This is a genomic window from Paenibacillus chitinolyticus NBRC 15660, assembly GCF_000739915.1.
Lineage (GTDB): Bacteria > Bacillota > Bacilli > Paenibacillales > NBRC-103111 > Paenibacillus_F > Paenibacillus_F chitinolyticus.
The window spans coordinates 303,738-323,256 of record NZ_BBJT01000001.1; the positions used below are offsets into that span (position 1 = coordinate 303,738).

17 protein-coding genes are annotated in these 19,519 nt (G+C 42.6%); 11 read left to right on the forward strand and 6 right to left on the reverse strand.

What is annotated here, in order from left to right; all coding sequences use genetic code 11:
* Positions 1-122 precede the first annotated feature (122 nt).
* The 4 genes from PCH01S_RS01285 to PCH01S_RS01300 all read left to right on the forward strand — a co-directional run bounded on the left by PCH01S_RS01285 (position 123) and on the right by PCH01S_RS01300 (position 2,999).
* Complete coding sequence (locus PCH01S_RS01285) at positions 123-842, forward strand: YebC/PmpR family DNA-binding transcriptional regulator (protein ID WP_042226053.1); 720 nt, start codon at positions 123-125, stop codon at positions 840-842.
* A gap of 185 nt (positions 843-1,027) precedes the next feature.
* Positions 1,028-1,417 (forward strand): GntR family transcriptional regulator, encoded by a 390-nt coding sequence (locus tag PCH01S_RS01290; RefSeq protein ID WP_174446771.1) that lies wholly within the window; start codon positions 1,028-1,030, stop codon positions 1,415-1,417.
* Positions 1,414-2,313, forward strand: coding sequence for an ABC transporter ATP-binding protein (locus PCH01S_RS01295; RefSeq protein WP_042226058.1), 900 nt, complete (start codon positions 1,414-1,416; stop codon positions 2,311-2,313). The genes PCH01S_RS01290 and PCH01S_RS01295 overlap by 4 nt, the downstream gene beginning before the upstream one ends.
* Positions 2,310-2,999, forward strand: a complete 690-nt coding sequence (locus PCH01S_RS01300) for a hypothetical protein (RefSeq protein ID WP_042226062.1) — start codon at positions 2,310-2,312, stop codon at positions 2,997-2,999. The genes PCH01S_RS01295 and PCH01S_RS01300 overlap by 4 nt, the downstream gene beginning before the upstream one ends.
* 105 nt (positions 3,000-3,104) lie before the next feature.
* On the opposite strand, the gene PCH01S_RS01305 is transcribed toward PCH01S_RS01300, so the two are convergent.
* A complete protein-coding gene (locus PCH01S_RS01305) occupies positions 3,105-4,223 on the reverse strand; it encodes a mandelate racemase/muconate lactonizing enzyme family protein (RefSeq protein WP_042226065.1) in 1,119 nt (372 codons plus the stop codon).
* A gap of 301 nt (positions 4,224-4,524) precedes the next feature.
* Between PCH01S_RS01305 and PCH01S_RS01310 the strand changes: the two genes are divergently transcribed.
* The 3 genes from PCH01S_RS01310 to PCH01S_RS01320 all read left to right on the forward strand — a co-directional run bounded on the left by PCH01S_RS01310 (position 4,525) and on the right by PCH01S_RS01320 (position 7,292).
* Positions 4,525-5,451, forward strand: coding sequence for a DUF2268 domain-containing protein (locus tag PCH01S_RS01310; protein WP_042226066.1), 927 nt, complete (start codon positions 4,525-4,527; stop codon positions 5,449-5,451).
* Positions 5,426-6,175 (forward strand): MerR family transcriptional regulator, encoded by a 750-nt coding sequence (locus PCH01S_RS01315; protein ID WP_042226068.1) that lies wholly within the window; start codon positions 5,426-5,428, stop codon positions 6,173-6,175. The genes PCH01S_RS01310 and PCH01S_RS01315 overlap by 26 nt, the downstream gene beginning before the upstream one ends.
* Positions 6,176-6,350: 175 nt before the next feature.
* Positions 6,351-7,292 (forward strand): tyrosine-type recombinase/integrase, encoded by a 942-nt coding sequence (locus tag PCH01S_RS01320; protein ID WP_042226275.1) that lies wholly within the window; start codon positions 6,351-6,353, stop codon positions 7,290-7,292.
* Positions 7,293-7,646: 354 nt separating this feature from the next.
* Here the strand turns inward: PCH01S_RS01320 and PCH01S_RS01325 are convergent, their stop codons facing one another.
* Positions 7,647-8,141: a VOC family protein gene (locus PCH01S_RS01325; RefSeq protein WP_042226070.1), complete on the reverse strand. Its 495-nt coding sequence runs from the start codon at positions 8,139-8,141 to the stop codon at positions 7,647-7,649.
* A gap of 599 nt (positions 8,142-8,740) precedes the next feature.
* Here PCH01S_RS01325 and PCH01S_RS01330 point away from each other — a divergent pair.
* The 4 genes from PCH01S_RS01330 to PCH01S_RS01345 all read left to right on the forward strand — a co-directional run bounded on the left by PCH01S_RS01330 (position 8,741) and on the right by PCH01S_RS01345 (position 13,880).
* The gene (locus PCH01S_RS01330; RefSeq protein ID WP_042226072.1) at positions 8,741-9,751 is read left to right on the forward strand and encodes a hypothetical protein; all 1,011 of its coding nucleotides are present in this window, start codon (positions 8,741-8,743) and stop codon (positions 9,749-9,751) included.
* 1,085 nt (positions 9,752-10,836) lie between these two features.
* Complete coding sequence (locus PCH01S_RS31685) at positions 10,837-11,544, forward strand: WGR domain-containing protein (RefSeq protein WP_042226074.1); 708 nt, start codon at positions 10,837-10,839, stop codon at positions 11,542-11,544.
* 139 nt (positions 11,545-11,683) lie between these two features.
* Entirely contained in the window at positions 11,684-13,048 is a 1,365-nt protein-coding gene (locus PCH01S_RS01340; protein WP_042226076.1) for an SMI1/KNR4 family protein, read from the forward strand.
* 10 nt (positions 13,049-13,058) lie between these two features.
* Positions 13,059-13,880, forward strand: coding sequence for an ankyrin repeat domain-containing protein (locus PCH01S_RS01345; RefSeq protein ID WP_164977134.1), 822 nt, complete (start codon positions 13,059-13,061; stop codon positions 13,878-13,880).
* 420 nt (positions 13,881-14,300) lie between these two features.
* Here the strand turns inward: PCH01S_RS01345 and PCH01S_RS01350 are convergent, their stop codons facing one another.
* From PCH01S_RS01350 to PCH01S_RS01365, 4 genes are read right to left on the reverse strand one after another with little or no spacing between them, the layout of a single operon-like run.
* A complete protein-coding gene (locus PCH01S_RS01350) occupies positions 14,301-15,818 on the reverse strand; it encodes a TniQ family protein (protein WP_042226079.1) in 1,518 nt (505 codons plus the stop codon).
* Between the two features lies 1 nt (position 15,819).
* The gene (locus tag PCH01S_RS01355) at positions 15,820-16,803 is read right to left on the reverse strand and encodes an AAA family ATPase (RefSeq protein WP_053228605.1); all 984 of its coding nucleotides are present in this window, start codon (positions 16,801-16,803) and stop codon (positions 15,820-15,822) included.
* A gap of 18 nt (positions 16,804-16,821) precedes the next feature.
* On the reverse strand, positions 16,822-18,804 hold the full coding sequence (locus PCH01S_RS01360) for a hypothetical protein (RefSeq protein ID WP_042226083.1): 1,983 nt from the start codon (positions 18,802-18,804) through the stop codon (positions 16,822-16,824).
* Positions 18,797-19,477, reverse strand: coding sequence for a TnsA endonuclease N-terminal domain-containing protein (locus PCH01S_RS01365; protein WP_053228606.1), 681 nt, complete (start codon positions 19,475-19,477; stop codon positions 18,797-18,799). The genes PCH01S_RS01360 and PCH01S_RS01365 overlap by 8 nt, the downstream gene beginning before the upstream one ends.
* Between the last annotated feature and the right edge of the window lie 42 nt (positions 19,478-19,519).

Sequence of the window (19,519 nt, forward strand, 5' to 3'; positions counted from 1 at the left end):
GAGGTCACATTAGATATATAATATACACGTTATAATAGAGGCAGCACTTTCTAGGGCGGAAGATAAGCTTCCACCGCTGCCATCCTCGGTAAATACCTTTCTGAAAGTGAGTGGGATCATTAATGGGCCGTAAGTGGAACAATATAAAAGAGAAAAAAGCGTCGAAAGACGCAAGCACCAGCCGGATTTACGCGAAATTCGGCCGCGAGATTTACGTGGCTGCCAAGCAGGGCGAGCCAGATCCGGAATCCAACCGTGCTCTGAAGGTCGTTCTTGAGCGTGCAAAAACATACATGGTGCCGAAAGCCATTATCGACCGCGCGATCGAAAAGGCGAAAGGCGGAGGAGAAGAAAGCTACGACACGCTTCGTTACGAAGGTTTCGGGCCTAACGGCTCCATGGTGATTGTCGATGCGCTGACCAACAACGTAAACCGGACCGCTTCGGAAGTACGTTCCGCTTTTAACAAAAACGGAGGCAGCATGGGCGTCAGCGGATCGGTTACTTATATGTTCGATCCAACGGCTGTTTTCGGCGTGCAGGGCAAGTCATCCGAGGAAGTACTGGAACTCTTGATGGAAGCGGATTTGGATGTCCGCGATATCATTGAGGAAGAAGATACCGTCATCGTTTATGCGGAATCCGATCAGTTCCATGCGGTACAAGAAGCGTTCAAAAACGTGGGAATTACCGAATTCACCGTAGCCGAATTAACGATGCTCGCGCAAAACGATCTGGAACTGCCGGAAGACGCGCAGGCTCAGTTTGAAAAATTGGTTGATGTCCTGGAAGACCTGGAAGATGTCCAGCAGGTTTATCACAACGTAGACCTCGGAGAATAACCGTTTATAAGCCGCCTTCGGGCGGTTTTTTGCGTCTGATTGAATGTGTTTTTAAATGCTCCTCAATTAGTTAACATAATAATTATTATGTATCTTAATTGTGAAAATAACAGGTGCCTATTGACGGGGCACCTTTTCTCTTGTATGGTTAATTACATGAGTAACTAACCAATAAAGTTCGAAATATGAGAGTGGTGATAAAAGTGTCGTTCAGAATTGATGACAGCCGTCCTATATTTATGCAAATCGCGGAAAAGATCGAAGATGACATCATTGAGCAGCGGCTGCCAGAGGAAACCCAGGTTCCTTCGACCAATCAATTCGCATCGTTCTACCAGATTAATCCGGCAACGGCGGCCAAAGGCGTTAACTTGCTGGTGGACCAAGGAATTTTATACAAGAAGCGGGGGATCGGCATGTTCGTTGCTGAGGGAGCACGACAAGGATTGATGGAGAAGCGGAAAACTCAATTTTATGAGCAATTCGTTGTCTCGATGGTTCAAGAAGCAGAGAAACTCGGTATTACAACCGAGCATCTGATCGAGATGATCCGGAAAGGGGATAGAAACGGATGAAAGAAGTTGTAGTGGAAGTCAACGGGCTTACGAAAACGTACAATGAGGTTAAAGCGGTCGACGGAATCAGTTTTTCCATAGAACCGGACAAAATTTACGGTTTGCTTGGAAGAAACGGAGCGGGCAAAACGACGGTCATGCAAATGGTTACCGCGCAAATGTTTCCTACGAGCGGGGAAGTGAAGGTTTTTGGGCAGCCTCCTTATGAAAATTACGACGTGATGAAACAAATCTGCTTTATAAAAGAAAGCCAGAAATACCCCGATAACTTCCGGGTAGCGGATGTGTTAAAAGTAGCGGCAGCTGTTTTTCCGAATTGGGACGGCGATTACGCGGAGGCGCTGATTCGGGACTTCGGGCTCCCGCTTAAGCGGAACCTCAAAAAGCTGTCCAGAGGCATGCTTTCCTCGGTCGGCGTTGTAGTCGGGCTTGCCAGCCGCTCGCCGCTTACTATTTTCGATGAGCCTTATTTAGGCCTAGATGCGGTGGCACGGAGTCTTTTCTACGACCGGTTAATCGAGGACTACACGAGGTATCCGCGCACGATCATTTTATCCACACATCTGATCGACGAGGTAAGCCGGCTGTTGGAGCACGTCATTGTCATTGACAGCGGCAAACTGATCCTGGACGCCGAAACGGAAGAACTGCGCGGAATGGCTTATACCGTGGTCGGACCGGCTGCCGGCGTTGAATCTTTTGTAAAAGGAAAAGAAGTAATTCACCGGGAACCGTTCGGGTCTATGCTTTCCGTCACGATTACGGGGGATTCCGAATCCAGGGCTAAGCTGCTGGCCGCAGATATGGGGCTAGAAATTGCGCCGGTATCCCTACAGCAGTTGATCATTTACCTGACGAAAACCAATTTGGATGAAAAGGCGGTGAAGGGGTCATGAATTTGCAGCGTTTGTCCGGAATTATGAGTATACATTATCGGAATAAGGTGTTATGGCTGTACGTTTTCGGCGGGATCCTACTGGGAAATTTTCTCGTTAATTACATCGTGAGCCGGCTTACGGGAGGCGTAGAGATCTATACCGGCGGTATGTCCTCCATCTTTGTCTGCTTGTTTATCGGAGGCATTTTCACCGCCGCGCAGACGTTTCCGTTTGCACTTGGATTCAGTGTACGGCGTACCGACTATTATAATGGTACTCTGCTCATGTTTACGGGTGTGTCCGTGCTGACCGCTCTGTTAATTCTGTTGTTATCCCTGCTGGAGGTAGGGACCGGCAATTGGGGAACCAATCTGCATTTCTTTCATTTGCCTTATGTGACCGACGGATCGATTTTGGCGCAGTTCATGATTTATTTTAGCCTGCTTCTCTACAATCTATTTGCCGGTTTTGTAATCGGGAGCTTTCAGCGCAAATTCGGAGGAAAAGGTACGTTCATCCTGATGGTGGTTCTTTTCCTAATCCTTACGATATTGGCTTTACTCTGTACCACCAACGGATGGTGGGGGGCGATTTTCAATTGGATAGCCGGGCATACGGCTGTACAATTAGCGATTTGGCTGTTTCCTCTGACATTGATATTCGCCGTGGCTTCGTATTTTCTGCTCAGAAGAGCGAGCGCTTGATCCAAGATGGTTTGCAGGACGTCCGTTGTCGGGCGTCTTTTTTGTGTGCTTGAAAGAAGTGTTTGTTTACATAATAAATAATATGTAAATAATCCTTGTCTTGGACTAGCCGTAACTGCTTCCGTCCCATTGATAAAATGCAAGCATGTCCAGGTCGATTTCAATTCCGATTCCGATTCCGTATGGAATGGCTACTTCACCATTTGAAGGTTGAACCGAAATCAAACGGTTAAACGGGTTGTCCATAGCATCCCATTCCACAGGTTCGATCATTTCCGTTTCCATTTTGCTCCATGGTTCCAAACAGGCTTGAGCGAATAAAGCGTACAAGCGTGTTAATGCGCCGTCATAAGCATGAGGCGCTGCACGAATGCCAAATTTTCTGGCGAGACTTAATGTTTCCCTGAACTCGTCAATCCCGGTAATATGCAAGGGATCGGGAGTGATAAAATCCAGAGCGTGCTGGGAAAGCAGGGGAATAAAATCCGATGCCATTTTGTTGTTCTCGCCTCCGGCCAAGGGAACAAAGAGCCGGTCTCTTAATGCGATATATTCAGCAATGTATTTAATTTGGAGCGGTTCTTCCAACCACATGAGATTGGGCCATTTCTCAAGCAAAGTCTTCCACTGAAGAGCTGCCGCCACATCATAACTTTGATTGGCGTCCAAAGCCAAACTAACCTTTCCTTGCAGCAAGTTTTGTACGGACAGGACATGGCGTTGATCCTCCGTGATTGATTTACCGCCTATTTTTATCTTGATCTTATTAAATCCATCGGTAACCGCTCCACGGATCGCTTCAAGTGAATGTTTGTGCCAATCCGGTTCTCTAGAATAGGATTGAAACGAGGCATAGACGGGTACTTTATCCCGATATTTTCCGCCCCACAGGTCGCATACGGACAGCCCGCTCGATTTGGCCAAAATTTCGGTTAAAGCCATACTAACAGCCGTGGCTGAGCGCGAATGCCACTTTTTCAAAGTCTGGACCAGTTTTCTTCTTTCTACGACCGGTTTACCTGTCAAATAAGGAATGATGCGCTCCTGAAAACCTTTTTGCAAGGTGGGCAGCCAATCCACACACTCCCCCCAGCCTTCGATGCCGGTATCTGTAGTAATCCGGATTAAATAAGTGGTTCTGTATGATTTAATGCCGTTAGCATCTCCATAGGCTGCGGGAAGACGATAAAAGAGCGGAAACGTATCGATTGTATGAATTAGCAAGCAAACTAGCCCCCTAAACTGTTGTACCTGCTTAGTGTGTCATGTATTCAGCGTTTTATGTCTGAAAATAGAATGAAAGCGTCAATTATTAACTCAGGTTTAGGCGGTAAAGGGACGGAGTATACAGTTTACATAATATATATTATGGTAAAAAGAAACGTGAACCCCTAGCTGATCATTTAGAGGTATCTGATGGAGCACCATGTACCTATTTTTTAGTATTTGAATAAAATTTCTTGACTATGACGTCAGGTCATAGTGCATAATTCTCTCTATGAATACATAACTAGGAGTGAGAGAGATGAATATAAAAACGCTGCGTTCAGACCACATTTATCAAAAAGTTGCTCAAGCTTCGCCTAAGGAAAAGCTTGAACTATTCAGAAACGAAATGATGGCCCCCTTTATGAAACAATGGCAAATTCAACAGATCCCTTTTAGAGCTGAAGAGGCGAATGGTTTTGACGTGATTACGATGAATAATATGATGCATCGAGCCCCTGAACAGATTACCCCACAGATTTCGGCAGAGATAGAGCTGATTTCGTCCGAAACATTTTGGTTAGAGTGTGAGCTTGCGGTGAGTAAAAGTCTACAACTATTTGTAGAGCATGAAATTAAACTCCCCGTATCCGAATATTTGTTTACCATTCAGCTAGGGAATCCGGAAAGCCGTGCCTTGGTCATAAACGAAGGGTACAGCGGCTTTGGGGGCATTCCCGGGTTTATCTGGGGTACACTCTTGCCGAATGAGTACACGATTCCTCGCATGAAGGCTTCGCTGGCACACGAATGCAACCATAATGTGAGATATCAATTTATTCAGTGGGATCACACCGTTAATTTGGGCGAGCTCATTGTAAGTGAAGGATTAGCTGAAAACTATGCTACATTCATGTTCGGTGAAGAATTGCTCGGCCCTTGGGTAACGAAAACAAACGCAGACACACTTAACAGGCGCATAAAGCCTGTCCTTAGAGATCAATTGCAATTAACAGGATTTGATCAATTTGCTCCGTATCTTTACGGAGACGAGATCGCAAAACTTCAAAACTTTGAACCGGTCAATATGCCTTCTAGCGCTGGCTACGCTTGCGGCTATCATTTAATCCAATATTATTTAAGAAAAACAGGAAAAACGATCTTTGAGGCCACAATAACACCAGCTGCTCAAATACTTGACAAAGTAAAAGGATTTTGGGATGAAGAAACCATTATTAGCGGTTAAAGATATTGTTCAAATTACAGGCATTACAAGCCGGACCTTGCATTATTACGATAGGATTGATTTATTTAAACCGACACATCTGACGGAAAAAGGGTATCGCTTATATGATCGAAGCAGTTTGGAAAAACTTCAAACGATTTTGTTCTTAAAGGAATTGGATTTTTCCTTGAAAGAAATTGCAGACATTTTAAAGCTGACCAGGCAAGAACAGAAACAACTATTAAAGAAGCAAAGTCAAACCTTATTATCGAAAAAACAAAGACTAGAAACCATCATGGTAGCTCTCGAAGAATACGTTTCGGGGAAAGACATTAGTCATTTGGAAATCTTCAACAGTTCTTCCGTTGTGCCATTAAAAGAACAATACGCAAATGAGGCGAGATTCATTTATGGTGAAACAGAAGCGTATAAAGTGTTTAATGAAACGTTGGATAAACTATCACCAGATGAAAAAGAGGAACGTTTTCAATCAATGGAGGAAGTATTCAAGCAAATTGCGTCTTGTGTCGATCCGCATCCTTCCTCCGATGAAGTTCAGCGATTAATCGAGGAATGGAAAAAAAATCTAATGCAATTCATGCCATGTGATACAGAATTACTGGCTTGCATTGCCGATACTTACAAATTCGATGCACGTTTCAATAACTACTTTAACCAATATGGCAATGAGAATTTAGCAGATTTTCTACACAGTGCTATTATGCATCATATATCTCAATCGTGAACAGGAAAATTCGGCACGGCAGTTGGTCACGCGATCGGTTGCCGTTTTTACTAAGGGAAAAATGTGTTATAATAAGTGCGCCAAATACATATTTGGCGTACTTTCCTTTTGAATCGATTTTTATTTTTATTTACGGCCAAGAGCAGGGGTTCTTTTGTCACCAAAAGTGGTATTGATGGAGGGAAAACGCACCTTGAAGGATAGCGATGAAATTAAAGAGAGATATGCGGAGCAGATCCGTGCATTTTCATTATGGATGAAACATTCCGGATATACCGAAGCAACGCAAAAAGAGTATCTCAGGGAAGTACTGAGCTTTCTTCAATCCTTAGAAGGGAGTCCAATTGAAGAAGCCGGCAAGATAGGCGTTATCAACTTTCTTGTTTCCAAGCAAAAAACAGCCGGTGAGTCCACAAGAAACCGGTCGCTTTCAGCAATAAGATCCTTTTATAGCGCTTTAATCGACTTTGAGTTGGCAACGAAGAATCCGGCCTTAGAAGTGAAAAAATCCAAGACCGAGAAAAATAAGAAGCCCGTATATCTTGAAGAAGAAGAACTGGTACAAAGCCTCGAGTATATCAACGGAAGGTATCGGAATCGAAATATCGCCATATTCCTGCTAATGGGTTATTGCGGATTGCGGGTAGGTGAAGTGCACCGATTGAACCTCGTGAATTTTAAAAAGACAAAAGGGGCTATCGAAGTATTTGGTAAGGGGAGGAAATGGAATGAAATCCCTCTGCCTAATGTGCTTAATGACTATTTAATTAAAGTCTTGGAGGAGCGGCTTACTCCTTACAGCCAAAAAGAAGACGCCTTCTTTGTTTCACAGAAGGGAAGACGACTCTCGATCAGGCAGATCCAGAAGATTGCTAACCAAACTTTTTCAGCTTTTAAGGAGAAAAATCCGAAGGTAACGGACATGAATCTATCCTGCCATAAGCTGCGGCACTCTTTTGCAACCATGATGCTAAAAAAAGGCAATGATATTCGAATCGTGAAGGAGCTTATGGGGCATTCATCTATTGAAACCACCGCACTCTATACGCATGTAAATGATGAGCAAAAGAAAAATGCGATGGCTTCCGTTAACATACCAATGGAGGCGATTGGATAATCCTAACCGAACGAACAGAGTCGAATGCATGTGCACATACCGATATAGCGGAAGCATGGTTTTAGATGATAATGGGGAAGCGAAAAAACTGGTTACGCAGGTGTGTCGGTTCCAAAGGCCCTGGGCTGAATGCCGGGACGATAGTATATGTCAACATATGACGCTTAAAAGTCGCTTAATTGCGGCTTTTTTTGTTTCGTTATCCGCATAGGCTCTGTTATCCTTGATTGTTGATTTCTGACCAAAAGAAAAACCGCCCTATCAATCATAAGGCGGTAAATTCTGAACTAACGTTTTCCGTTATCAATGACTCGTGGTACGGTCTTCCCCCAGTCTGTAACGGCAAAGTGCACTTTATCCCTCATACGCTTGCATCAAAGTTTTTATGTCAATTTTACTCTTCGTTTGGAGCAATGCTTTCATAACTCTTTCTGATTTTTCTGGATCTGGGTCGCTTACCATCTCGGTTAGAGTGGAAGGAATAATTTGCCACGACACGCCGTACTTATCTTTTAGCCAACCGCAGTTTTGAGCCTTTTCATCGCCGCCTTCGGAGAGTTTTTCCCAAAAATAGTCCAATTCATCTTGATCTTCACAGTTCACGATAAATGATATTGCCTCTGTGAATTTGAAATACGGACCGCCATTTAAGGCTACGAATTCTTGCCCGTCCAGTTGAAATTCCACAGTCATTACGGTTCCTTCTGGTATCCCGTGATTATCTTTGCCATGGTGAGTGATTCTTCCTATCTTCGAATTTTTAAAAATAGAAGTGTACAACTCTGCCGCCTGTTCGGCTTGTGTATCGAACCACAAGTTTGGCGTGATTTTTTGGATTTTGTTATTCATAATTTTTTCCTCCTTAATATTCAAGCGTTTAAGTAGGTTTATACACAATACAGATTAGCATCAAAAATGAGCCATGATTTCTTTCAAATTGCTAGGATTAAAAAGTTACAGATGTAAAAATTAAGCATATCACAAATAAACTAATCTGCCCGTTAACGGAACGAGGCTACCGATCGTATTCCTGGGGCAGTTGAGAGCTATTTGATGCTAACTCCGCACATTCGCAAAATATACACCATGCTCATATAGAGAAAAAACATAATTTCGTTTCGCGATAAATAGGACGTTAGAAACCCAGATGACTTGCCTCTATCTGATGATGCGGATGATGCTTCTGGAGCAAAAAACTGAATGTTTTAAAGTGGGAAAAGCGTTTTAAAAGTAATGGTGAAAAGTGGAAACAATAGTATAATGATAACAGGCTACGTCACGAAAGGTAGTCTATCGAACGATCGGGCAGAATAATCCAATTATAAGTATAGATTACCCCATCGCAGGTAGCTGAGTTTATTCGAAATCGTCCGGCATGTATTAAATGGATCGAATTGTAGCTTGCTAGTATATCGCTTTGACGTTGTAGGATGGGAGAGCCGGAGACAATGGTGATAAAGGATCGAGCGACTTGGAATAAACAGACAAGTGAATGTAAGGAGCAGATGTTGCGCGAGTTGAATGCACGTCTGCCTGCGGGCTTCACGTTTCTGAAAATGGAACGCTTCGAGCGGTTCGGCCTTGGGATGGAAACGGGTATCTTTATGTATGAAGGCTGCGAGTTCGTATATGTGCCTGGTGACCGGGTCACACTCGGCTGGGGGCATTGGGCAGTCGGACCGGATGAAAAGACGAAAGGAGAGTTCGAAAGCGGCATGGAGGATTTGAACAGAGAGCCTGCGGAGTTGGAACATGTGCTACGACAGCAAATGTCGCCTGTGCGAGAGGCTGACATCGGCCCGTTGTTGATTGAGCGCCAAACCCGCCCTGTCGCCTGGTATGAGGTGGAACTAGCTGACTTGGATCCGGCAGAAGACGGCGATGTGCTGGAGGCGATCGAAAGCGTCAAGACCTCGAATTACGGCTCCTATGAGGAGCATCAGTCTTTTCGATTGGACAAAGAGGACGGGCGTATCCGCATCTGGTTGTTTGCCGACAGTCCCAGCCAGCAGGACTGGGCGAAAGATGAACTGCCCGATGGCTTCGATGTGTTAACAGAAGATGAATGGGAATATGTGTATGGCGGAGGTTGTCGAACGTTATTTCCTTGGGGCGACAGCTTTGACTACCACATGAAGGTTAGGCACTTCGGAGAACTGGATCGGGAGCAGAAAGAGCAGGGCGAACCGGTAGTGAGCGATAGACCTTTCGATCTGGAGAAGAGTGGCGGCATGGGGCTACAATTCCTTGGCGATCCGTACAAACAGGAGCTGACCATATCGCCTGAAGGACTCGTGCGCGGCAAAGGCGGGGACGGTGGTACGCTTATCTGTGGCGGTATGGGCGTCACATGGGGCTATTTTCCTGTCGCTACCTATTATCGCGACCCCTATGAGGAAGAGTTGGAGTGGGAGGACCGTGCCGAATACTTGCATTATCGTCGCGTAGTTCATCTGTAATCAACCGTGGAGAATGAAAAAGAATAATGAGATCAGAAATTAATGGCTACTTGGTCGTGGGATTAACTCATTAAGTGAGTGCCTTCTCTGTCTGAAAATGCTCAGTAAGGTTTGTTTGAAAATAAATGATCTCGACAGGAATATCCAAGAGAACGTCCCTTCAACTTCGGGGGCGTTCTCTTTTCATATAGGTCGATTGTCTGAGCCCTTTAATGTTCAGCGCAGTCGGCTTTTTTGCTTGAAGGGAAAAATGTTGGATGAGCAAAGTAATCGCTCTCGCCAATCAGAAAGGCGGCCCGTTAAATTTGTTCTCAATATTTGTTGTCGGGAATTCCACAGTCAATACCCAGCCCGAAAATCGGTGGAAGTAAGGACTGCTTCATTTTATTATTTTGGACGTTTCATTTCACTCCAATCACTGATAAACTTACATAATACTACAAGTCGAGGTATCAAATTGGACAAGGGTACGTTACAAAATGAGAGAAGTGTTGGATAAGGACAAAATTGAGGAATTTCTTCGACACGGACATTCAATTCATAGAAGCGACAGCGCTGTATGCAGATAAGAGCACAGTTAATGTTAGATATTTTCTGATCCATCATGGAAAGAGGGGGTGGATGCGATCGATTGTATCCGCTTGTCATACTCTGGAAAAAATCTAGTCCTTTCTGAGATTTCTTCAGGAAAACCAAGGGCAAGCGACCTGCCTCTAGTGCGATTGCCGTGATGGCGCGGACGGGCGTGTGAAGTCGCTTCCTTTTGTGCCGGATTTTGCAAGTATCGGGGATGGAAAGAAACAGTGACTGGACGGGCGCTTCACAGCTTCAGGTCGATATTGCGTTCTTAACCCGATTTACAAGGCGGCTGACAGTTGGAAGGGACGCCAGAAGCTTTTTGACATGGAGCATGGCGAGCTTGACATCCATCTGCCACGCGGCTACGCGAAGTATAATGTAATGGTTCATGCAGGCGGTTATTTTTGGACCAAACTGAGAGAGTCGGGCAAATCTCATCGCTTTGTGCGTTTACGCCTTAAGGTTGCAGGATAATCAAAGATGCCACACGAACGGAGGCAAGTTAGATGAAAAAAGCTTTTACATACCAAGACGAGAAATCAAATAAATTTTGGACAATTGATTATTCTGGATTGACAATAGGTGTGCATTACGGAAAAAATGGAACGATTGGGAAGTATGAAATCAAAGAATTTAGTTCACGAGAAGATTGTGAAAAAGAAGCAAAAAAGTTAATCGCCAGTAAAATGAAAAAAGGTTATCAAGAAAATCATATATATGATTTTGATAATTGTCTTTACGTTGATGTAGGGGAATATGGTCCACATCCCAAAACTTCACACCCGCGCTTTGTTGCTCATTTTATAGAAGAATTTTATTATGATTGCGGGGATGAAGAAGCGCCTTTTGGCAGTGATGAAGGGTCTGATACGCTTAATGAAATGCAAGAAATAATAAGAAAGAAACATACCATTGACTTTGCTACTTTCCCGAAACATTTAATAGAGAGTCTATGGGGGATGCATTATATAGCGGTTGACACCTTGGACGAAAAAACGGTGCGCGATATAGCAAAAGAGCATGAAATGGATATGTTGCAAAGTGATATGGTTACCTACGCAACAGCTTTCGGTCAAATCAAAATTACTGGGAAACTGGATTCAGACTTGAAGAAGAATGCACTTTTAGCATTGAAGCGCTTTGCTATCATGTATTCTAGTGGAAAGTTAACTGCAACACAGCAGACAATGTATAACAATCTACTTACGTTTTAAATGGATGATTTTTTGTTTGATCATCACTATGAGATTTTTTTTGTCCGTACTAAACAGGGGATTTTTCTGGATATTTGAAAAACATGCAAATGCGGGTAAGCGCTTCAAGCTTGAAAAATTGAAATAAGGAAGTGGCGAAATGTCAAAAGAACTGTTGGACAAGCTGCAAAGCTGGTATGACGATGATCAGCATGACAAAATTGTTGAAGCGATCGAGCAACTACCTGAATCGGAGCGGGACTACGAATTGGTGGGTCATTATGGCCGAGCACTTAACAACTTGGGGCGCTACACGGAAGCTTTGCAACAGCTGCTGTCGGTAGAACAGCAAGGAAAACAGGATGCAACGTGGAACTGGCGCATCGGCTATTCTTATTTCTACATGCATCAATGGGAAAAGGCGCTGTCCGCATTCGAGCAGTTCGATCGTCTGGAGCCTGGCGACGCAGATGTGGATAGGTACATAGAGGCTTGCCACGATATTATGGTGAGACAAGCTGTGGCGATCAGGGAGATTACTCGTGTGCCTTTTCGCGAGCGCGACTTCAGTCAGTTCTGGGAGATGAGCGATTATGCGGACAAGAGTTATGTAGAGGCGCCGCCTACTGCCGAGATGATTGCTTCTATAGAAGAGGAGCTTAGGTACAAGCTCCCGGCAGATTATATTTGGCTGATGCAGCAGCAGAATGGCGGCGTACCGGTCAATACTTGTTTTCCGACTGCCGTCTCGACCTCCTGGGCGGAGGATCATGTAGCCATTACGGGCATTATGGGGATCGGGCGCGAGAAAGCTTATAGTCTGGGCGGCAGTTTGGGCAGCAATTTTATGCAGGAAGAATGGGGCTATCCGGACATTGGGGTTGTGCTGTGCGATTGCCCGTCGGCAGGGCATGATGTCATTATGCTGGATTATCGCGCATGCGGCCGGGACGGCGAGCCTGCAGTTGTACATGTGGATCAAGAGGCTGGTTATTATGTCACCTTCCTTGCGCCTAATTTTGCGACTTTTATCGCAGGACTGGTCAATGAGGAAGCATTCGACACCTCGGAGCAGGACAAGCTTGATGATTTGGACAAGGTGGAGTATGCGCAATTCTCATCTTTATTGCAATCTTTATGCGAGAAAGCCGACGGAATAGATCGGATTGAAGCGGTCATTCGCAATATTTGCACCCAGATCGTAGAGGACAAAGGCTATTTTGCTTTTCATGCGGACGAGTTGTCCATGCTGATGTATGATATCCAGTTCTGGTTGTACGCCGGGGCAAACCCGGGAGTGACGCGAGCGCAGTATTTGGCGGAGTACGAAAAAATGATCGCCTTTGCGCAAGGCTTCAGCACCGGAGGATACGCGCCAGATTTTGTTTCCAGTTGGCTGGATGAACGGATCAAGCAGGGAGATATCGTAAACAAGGAAGGCGTGTTGAGCTTTACGGCGGCTGCAACGGAGCGGTTAGTGGGTAAGCTGATAGCGATCGAATCCGGATTGGGTGATGAAGGGTGAGTACCTACAGATGACAGAAACCAAAAATAATGAAACCTTGCATCATGCTTGTTATAACCAAAATGTGGATATGGTGAGGGAGTATGTAATTAACGCGAAAGCGAATAGTCTAAATAAAAAGCTAACTGATTATTCGAATCCGATAAATGGAACACCACTGCAAATAGCGTGTAGAGTAGGGAATCTGGATATTGTGAAGCTTCTAATCGAAGCGGGGGCAGATAAAGAAATTAAGGATGTCGGAAGACAATCGCCCTTATCAATTGCTATTAGTTACAATTACTTTGAAATAACTCGATATCTAATTGAAGCAGGGGCAGATGTCCATTCGAAAGGTCCAAACAATCTGCAACCGATACATTTTGCATGTGAACGTGGAAGTAAAAAAATGATTGAATTACTATTATCCCAAGGAATTGATATTAATCGACTTGATAGCCTAAAAAGCTCGTTACTTGACTTCACAACAAATTTGAGTGGAGGAAATCTGGAAGCGACAAAAACGCTTATCGAAAATGGAATCGATCAGAAGTATTATTCTACAGCGTTTAAATGGGCTTGCTGGAGAAATAATTTGAAAATAGCCGCATATTTGCTCGAGAATGGAGCGGATTATAAGAGTCAAACAACCCCGAAATCAGAAATGCTGTTTTGGATTTGTGGGTTAGGATACAAAGAAATAGTAGAGCTGTTACTTGGAGTTGGTGTCGACTTTACTACACAGGTTAAATTTAAGGGCAAAATGCGGTCATATAGTGGCAGCCCATTGGAAAGAGCTATTGAAACAAAACAATATGAAATTGTTGAGATAATTAATTCTTTTAAGAGATAGTCGTAGCAAATTTGGTAAGCCAGCTTTGTTGAAGAACGAGTTGATTTACACGCATATAACTGATGATGAAATGCATTTTTTTGAACTTAAAGTTATTGCATTAGAAGGACTGTTCGTTCTAAACGGCATTATGCAATAACTTTAAGTTCATTTTTTACTTATGCAAAACGAAACGTTTAGGTTCACAAATGGACACCGACACAACACAGTTCGTTTATACTTACTACTTCACAAAATCCGTATTTTGTACATATGTTTATAAAACAACACGAGCCCGTTTTGTAGGTCTTTGATAATGTTCTGTCGGATGACAAGAACATATATCGTTAAATGACAAGAACATATATCGTTTGCCGTATGCGCCGCTTGCTTGTCTTTAATAATAAAAAAATGCAATGCCTTTAATGACATCGCACTTTTTTAGAAATTCAGTCTGGATACAAATCGGTCAACATACTTCATAAACTGCTTGTTTTCTGATGTTGGTTTATCAAATACATCCATCGCTACTTTGAGCGGTATAAAAGATTGCATACTATTGATCTTTTTCTTTTGTTTTAATGCACGGTTTGGACAATTCATATTCGGTATAGCCTCATTAACTTGGATCCTATATGCTTCAAGTATGGATAATCTGTCATTTTTAATGATGTATTTAAACGAGAATTTTGATAGACTCGCCTGCTTTAACTTATTTAGCGCATCCCATTTTGGTACGGATTCACTTTGGGCGCCAATTTGTGCTATTTGGAGCCATAACCTAAAATAATTCAAACAAAAATGTGTTGTGAATTTATTCTGCAGCCAGATTAATTGTGTCACATTTGTACCGGAGTTATGATGTAAAAATTGACTTGATAGATATTTGAATTCTTCACTGATTATTTTTGTAGTTACATGTATGTCGGCGAAGTTCATTACAGGATTTTCCAAATCATCTGCATTCATATATTCACGATAAAAGTGAGTCTTCTGCAGCACAGATTTTCTCCAAAAGATGTATGCGTAAGCATGTGGACAAATGTCCGGAAATTTACTGTAGTCCTGGTTACGGAGATCCCTAAGTTGATTTATGCAATGGATATGATTTTTAATCAGTTTTTTTCGAATATATCGATCAATGGATTTAAATGTTTCTTTATTCGCTTTGAATATGGTTTTCAGTTGTTCTTGGTTTAATACATGAGTAACGTGTCGACTATTCTTATTTTTTCGTTGAAAATTTGCGCTTGCGAATGGGGTTGTGTTAACTAAAAGGTCAATTCTCCCATACTGGGGTATGAAAAACAGCTTGGTACATGGGTGCTTCTCTTCCCTATTTATTGAAAGCCACCGTAACAAGGAAGAATCTTTAATTTCACACTCGGCTATGTCCCATTCTCTCCATCTACTATTTGAAAAGTCAGCAAGCTTATAACCACAATTACATGTAAACGGACTTCCCAGCCTTCTATCACTCAGCAAGAAAGGGATTTCTTCCTGGCAACTAGTACATCTTGTATGTAGTTTTGTCTCATGAAACGGACATATTTCGATGAGACTAAATTGATGAAACCAACTGTGAAAACCATTTTGTAGACAGTCCGTACACCATTTCAAATGATTTGTAAACCAGCTGCTTGGCTTCTCTTTAAAATGCTGAAGCGGCTGCAAAAGCAAACTGATTGTTACTTTGTTTTGTTCATGGAGATCGAAATCCAATGTATTTGATAAAATCTCTTCGTCAATCCCTTTTAATTCATACAATTCCTTCCATACATCCCCCACTTTTTTCATATTCCTTAATTTTTGTACTTGGTCTACACCAAACGCTTTTATAATATCATTGCGAGTTGTTTGATTTGCAAACAATATTTTTTCAAATATCGACCAAGGTGCTTCATACTTATGAATCCATTCTTTTCTCCATACTACATTTAGGTCCCGTTTGGGTTGCATCTCAATTGGCTCCTTTATGTACCAAGGCCATATATACCTCAGATTCTATATAACCGGTAAGTTTTATACATTCTCTCCACTGGCTAACGGTTAACCATCTGCAACTGTCACCGTGGGCACCATACATTTTTAATGCAGTTTCAACAGTAAACGCAAAGTATTCCATAGGAATTTCAAAATCTGTCGAAACACCATGCTCCTTACGAATCTCTACGAATAGCTGATAAAGATGCGCTGCTTCCTGTTCTAAGCGATTTCCCTCCTCGTAACCGATAGGAAAAAAGTATTTTGTATAGCTCCAATCACTATCTTTAGGATAGGAAGAAGTTTCTGGAACATCATAACACTTCAAAACGAATCTGATATCATCTAATGATCTCAGTCCCATGAAATGATGCTCGTGTGTCATGAATCGGCCGATAATTTGGGACTTCTTTTGCTCCAGAAAAAAGGTTCTTCGTGAGAGTAATTCTTCCTGTCCAATGGAGATCACTGTCATACTGATCTTCTCCCGGTCCAGCTCATTATATATGTCCATGAGCCAGTTAAAGTGAAATTCTGTTAACCGATGAGCTTCATCCATGACCAAAACAATTCTTCTCATTTTTGATTTTTCTGCTTTCTCTAACATAAGATTGACAATTTGTCGCCTCATTTCCGCGGGTTTTCGCTTTGAAGGAAAAGGAAATCGAAAGTCTTGAAGTAGATCGTAATAGAATTTTTCTTCACTAGGCACCTTGTACCAATTTGTATTCGCAATTAAAATAGGCAGCGGGGCGCCGACCATAAGGGACAGATTTTCCATAGCGAATTTAACAGCACTAGTTTTACCTAACCGAGGTTTTCCGTAGACAATCATCCCTGGGAGCCGGTTATTCACAATTTTGCTTATACTCTTCATCAAACGAAGAACCTCTTTAGTTGGCAGAAGGTAGTGACCTTGTTCAATGGGATGCGTACCTGCAGGAATGTTGGGCCTTTCCATACAAAAATTCTCCATTCATCATGATTTTGTTTTAAACATTGACAACATCTTCTCATAAGATTCGATTTCTTGTTCTTGCTGCAACTGTTGTTTGAGCTCCCTGGCCTTATCGAGTGCTTCATGTTGCTGCTTGACCGAATCCAGAGCTTGCTTCCGCCCTGCAGGTTGCTCAACTGCTTCTCGTTTGACTTCTTTTAAATGAGTAAATTTATTAACCGCTCCTCTCTTTCCTTTATTGGCGTTTTTCAGGAGAAAATCAGTATAGACAAATATAGGATCATCCCAGCTCGTATAATGTAGCAACCCTTGTGTAACCAAAGAATTGATCGCCTTTCTAGTGGTCAATGAATGTGGAGATAGGCACCACTTTCCAGCAGCTGTTAAATAGTCGAATTCGCTACCATCCTCCAAGAATGCTTTTACAATGCGAATATCATCAACATTTACATGAAGAGTGAGCTCTTGATTTATAAGATACGCGGCATGGTTAAGTTTTTCACTTCGATATTCAACTCCTTCATATTGAATATAGGGTCTTCTTCCTGTACTTAATGAGCCACGGACTTTTCGTTTAATAACCGTTTGCAGAAATAACATCTCCGATCGTTTAGTTTCCTCTAGTCGTCGAGGAAGAAGTCCGTTCCCCATTCGTTTGGCCAGCAATTCCAGTGGCCGTTGATGATGTATTCCTCCATGAGGTGTCCCATTGTAATTAGATATCAATACATCGACAAGTTCTTTCAGGTGATCATATGTTATCTTCCATTGGATAGCCTTCTTCTCAGGATCGTTCCGCCTCGGATCATCAGGGTGACTCCCTGTTGTATTAGGCAGTCGATGAAATCCGGATTCCTCCAGTGTCTTAAAAAAACGTTCGATTAAACTACGCCGCATTGGAAGCGCTACTGGACCTAGGTTAGTTACACAACCAATCAAACTTTTCAATCGGTCTTTTACTAAATTTGCAAGATGTGCTTTCGCGTTATCGTAACAAATGACATCCCAGACAGCCCATGAATTGGTTTCAGGAAAAACAGCTGATGGAAACCCACCGACACTATGGTAGGTCAAACCGTCGATCGTTAGCTTTAATTTTTTATGGGGTAAAACAGCATTTCTTACACAATGCATGACATCACTAGCGCTGATTTCTCTCGCGAGACTTAACGAATAACCAAGTATACAGCGTGTAGCAACATCAATAAGGGACAATATCCAGAATCGTTCAAGTATTATGGGAACCGTATCCCCCTCTGGTGTATTAATCTCCACGCAATATATACCATCAATTCGATGAGCATCGAATTGAACTCTTTGGTAAGGTATTAACGTGGATGGATAATTTTGCTCTCCCTCCCCTGTATGCAGTGCTTTAGTTTCGGCATCCTGGCCATACCGGAATGCAGCCGTTCTTGCGAAATGCAGTTGACCTAGACGGTTTAAATATCTTCTTAGTGCCCGGAAACCCATCCACATGGTATTAAAAGGATAAGAGCTTTGAGGAATTTCTTTACGCCTGCACTCTTCAATAAACCGTTTGTGAATGCTCTTAGGCGTCATAGCAGGCTCTAACGATCTACGATTACGACCGAGGTACAAATCTTCAATAAGGTCCCTTAAATCTGGATATGTTTCTAAAAGTAAATTGAACTCCCCCGTTTTTCTTGATTTATTACTTACCTTGCTCAAAACATTAAATTGATAGGCTTTCACTTTTTTTTGTGGAATTAAAGCGCGAAACCCCCATATCCCCCCCATCTCATCGCTGCTCATACAGCGTTTAATTAATCGCCTCAAATTTTGCTGATCGATGGTGGTTACTTGTTTGATCTCATGGAGCGATTTCTCCCTTTTAAAATACATTAACACCGCGGTTTTTCGATTTTGATATATCTTTCTAGAATGTTCTGTTAATGATGCTTCATCGATTGTGGGCCAAAGATCGGGGTTAACTTGTTCGGGAAGTAATCCTTCATTTTCGTTTAAGCGACTTCTACTCAAGGCTCCACACCTCCATCTTATTCCCCCATATTTGTTCTTTAAGATCTGCAGACGCAATGCCGCTATAACACATCCATTGACATGCTAACAGGACCTCATAGGTAGAACATTTGCCTTTCAACTGTGTACAAATGTCTCCAACTGCTTTTTTTTGCTTCGTCATATAGTTTTTAACCAAATCCACAGAGGCTGGCTTGTCATGATTGATATAGTTTAATAACATCTTGAGCTTGTTATCTATAGAAAAGCGACCTGCGCGAATATCTTTTTCTGTTATCACCTCATGCTGCAAGCCATTTTGTTCACACCATTCTTTTTGAGTTGTTATCTGCCTTTTGGTCCGTATGTAACTACGTCCATCTGGTTTTAGGTCCTTTTCATATTTAATCTCAACAAATCTCTCCGTCCCGTCCTTCATTAGTATCCACATATCAAAGATAGTGGAATGAAGCTTTCCATTTAATGTGTAGGAAATTTCCAAAGGCTGCTCACAATAAGTCAGCACATTTGGATTCGTTTCTACCGTAACCCAATGGTCAAATTCGAGATCGCTATACAAAACTACATCGCGCTGGCCAACTTTGGGACCACTCGCTAACCAGCAGTTATTGCCATACTTCTTGTTTCTAGGTAAAACAATCGGTTTGTATTTTGGTTTCTGTAAATCAAACATAACCTGCCCTACCTTCCTCTGTTTTTAGGTATCAACATTTTT

What these genes read in the sequence shown, in the direction of transcription:
- PCH01S_RS01285 (WP_042226053.1), top strand. Translation starts at nt 123, where the DNA reads ATGGGCCGTAAGTGGAACAATATAAAAGAGAAAAAAGCGTCGAAAGAC.
- PCH01S_RS01345 (WP_164977134.1), top strand. Translation starts at nt 13,059, where the DNA reads ATGACAGAAACCAAAAATAATGAAACCTTGCATCATGCTTGTTATAAC.
- PCH01S_RS01330 (WP_042226072.1), top strand. Translation starts at nt 8,741, where the DNA reads ATGGTGATAAAGGATCGAGCGACTTGGAATAAACAGACAAGTGAATGT.
- PCH01S_RS01310 (WP_042226066.1), top strand. Translation starts at nt 4,525, where the DNA reads ATGAATATAAAAACGCTGCGTTCAGACCACATTTATCAAAAAGTTGCT.
- PCH01S_RS01290 (WP_174446771.1), top strand. Translation starts at nt 1,028, where the DNA reads ATGAGAGTGGTGATAAAAGTGTCGTTCAGAATTGATGACAGCCGTCCT.
- PCH01S_RS01325 (WP_042226070.1), bottom strand. Translation starts at nt 8,141, where the DNA reads ATGAATAACAAAATCCAAAAAATCACGCCAAACTTGTGGTTCGATACA.
- PCH01S_RS01340 (WP_042226076.1), top strand. Translation starts at nt 11,684, where the DNA reads ATGTCAAAAGAACTGTTGGACAAGCTGCAAAGCTGGTATGACGATGAT.
- PCH01S_RS31685 (WP_042226074.1), top strand. Translation starts at nt 10,837, where the DNA reads ATGAAAAAAGCTTTTACATACCAAGACGAGAAATCAAATAAATTTTGG.
- PCH01S_RS01315 (WP_042226068.1), top strand. Translation starts at nt 5,426, where the DNA reads ATGAAGAAACCATTATTAGCGGTTAAAGATATTGTTCAAATTACAGGC.
- PCH01S_RS01295 (WP_042226058.1), top strand. Translation starts at nt 1,414, where the DNA reads ATGAAAGAAGTTGTAGTGGAAGTCAACGGGCTTACGAAAACGTACAAT.
- PCH01S_RS01320 (WP_042226275.1), top strand. Translation starts at nt 6,351, where the DNA reads ATGGAGGGAAAACGCACCTTGAAGGATAGCGATGAAATTAAAGAGAGA.
- PCH01S_RS01350 (WP_042226079.1), bottom strand. Translation starts at nt 15,818, where the DNA reads ATGCAACCCAAACGGGACCTAAATGTAGTATGGAGAAAAGAATGGATT.
- PCH01S_RS01355 (WP_053228605.1), bottom strand. Translation starts at nt 16,803, where the DNA reads ATGGAAAGGCCCAACATTCCTGCAGGTACGCATCCCATTGAACAAGGT.
- PCH01S_RS01365 (WP_053228606.1), bottom strand. Translation starts at nt 19,477, where the DNA reads ATGTTTGATTTACAGAAACCAAAATACAAACCGATTGTTTTACCTAGA.
- PCH01S_RS01300 (WP_042226062.1), top strand. Translation starts at nt 2,310, where the DNA reads ATGAATTTGCAGCGTTTGTCCGGAATTATGAGTATACATTATCGGAAT.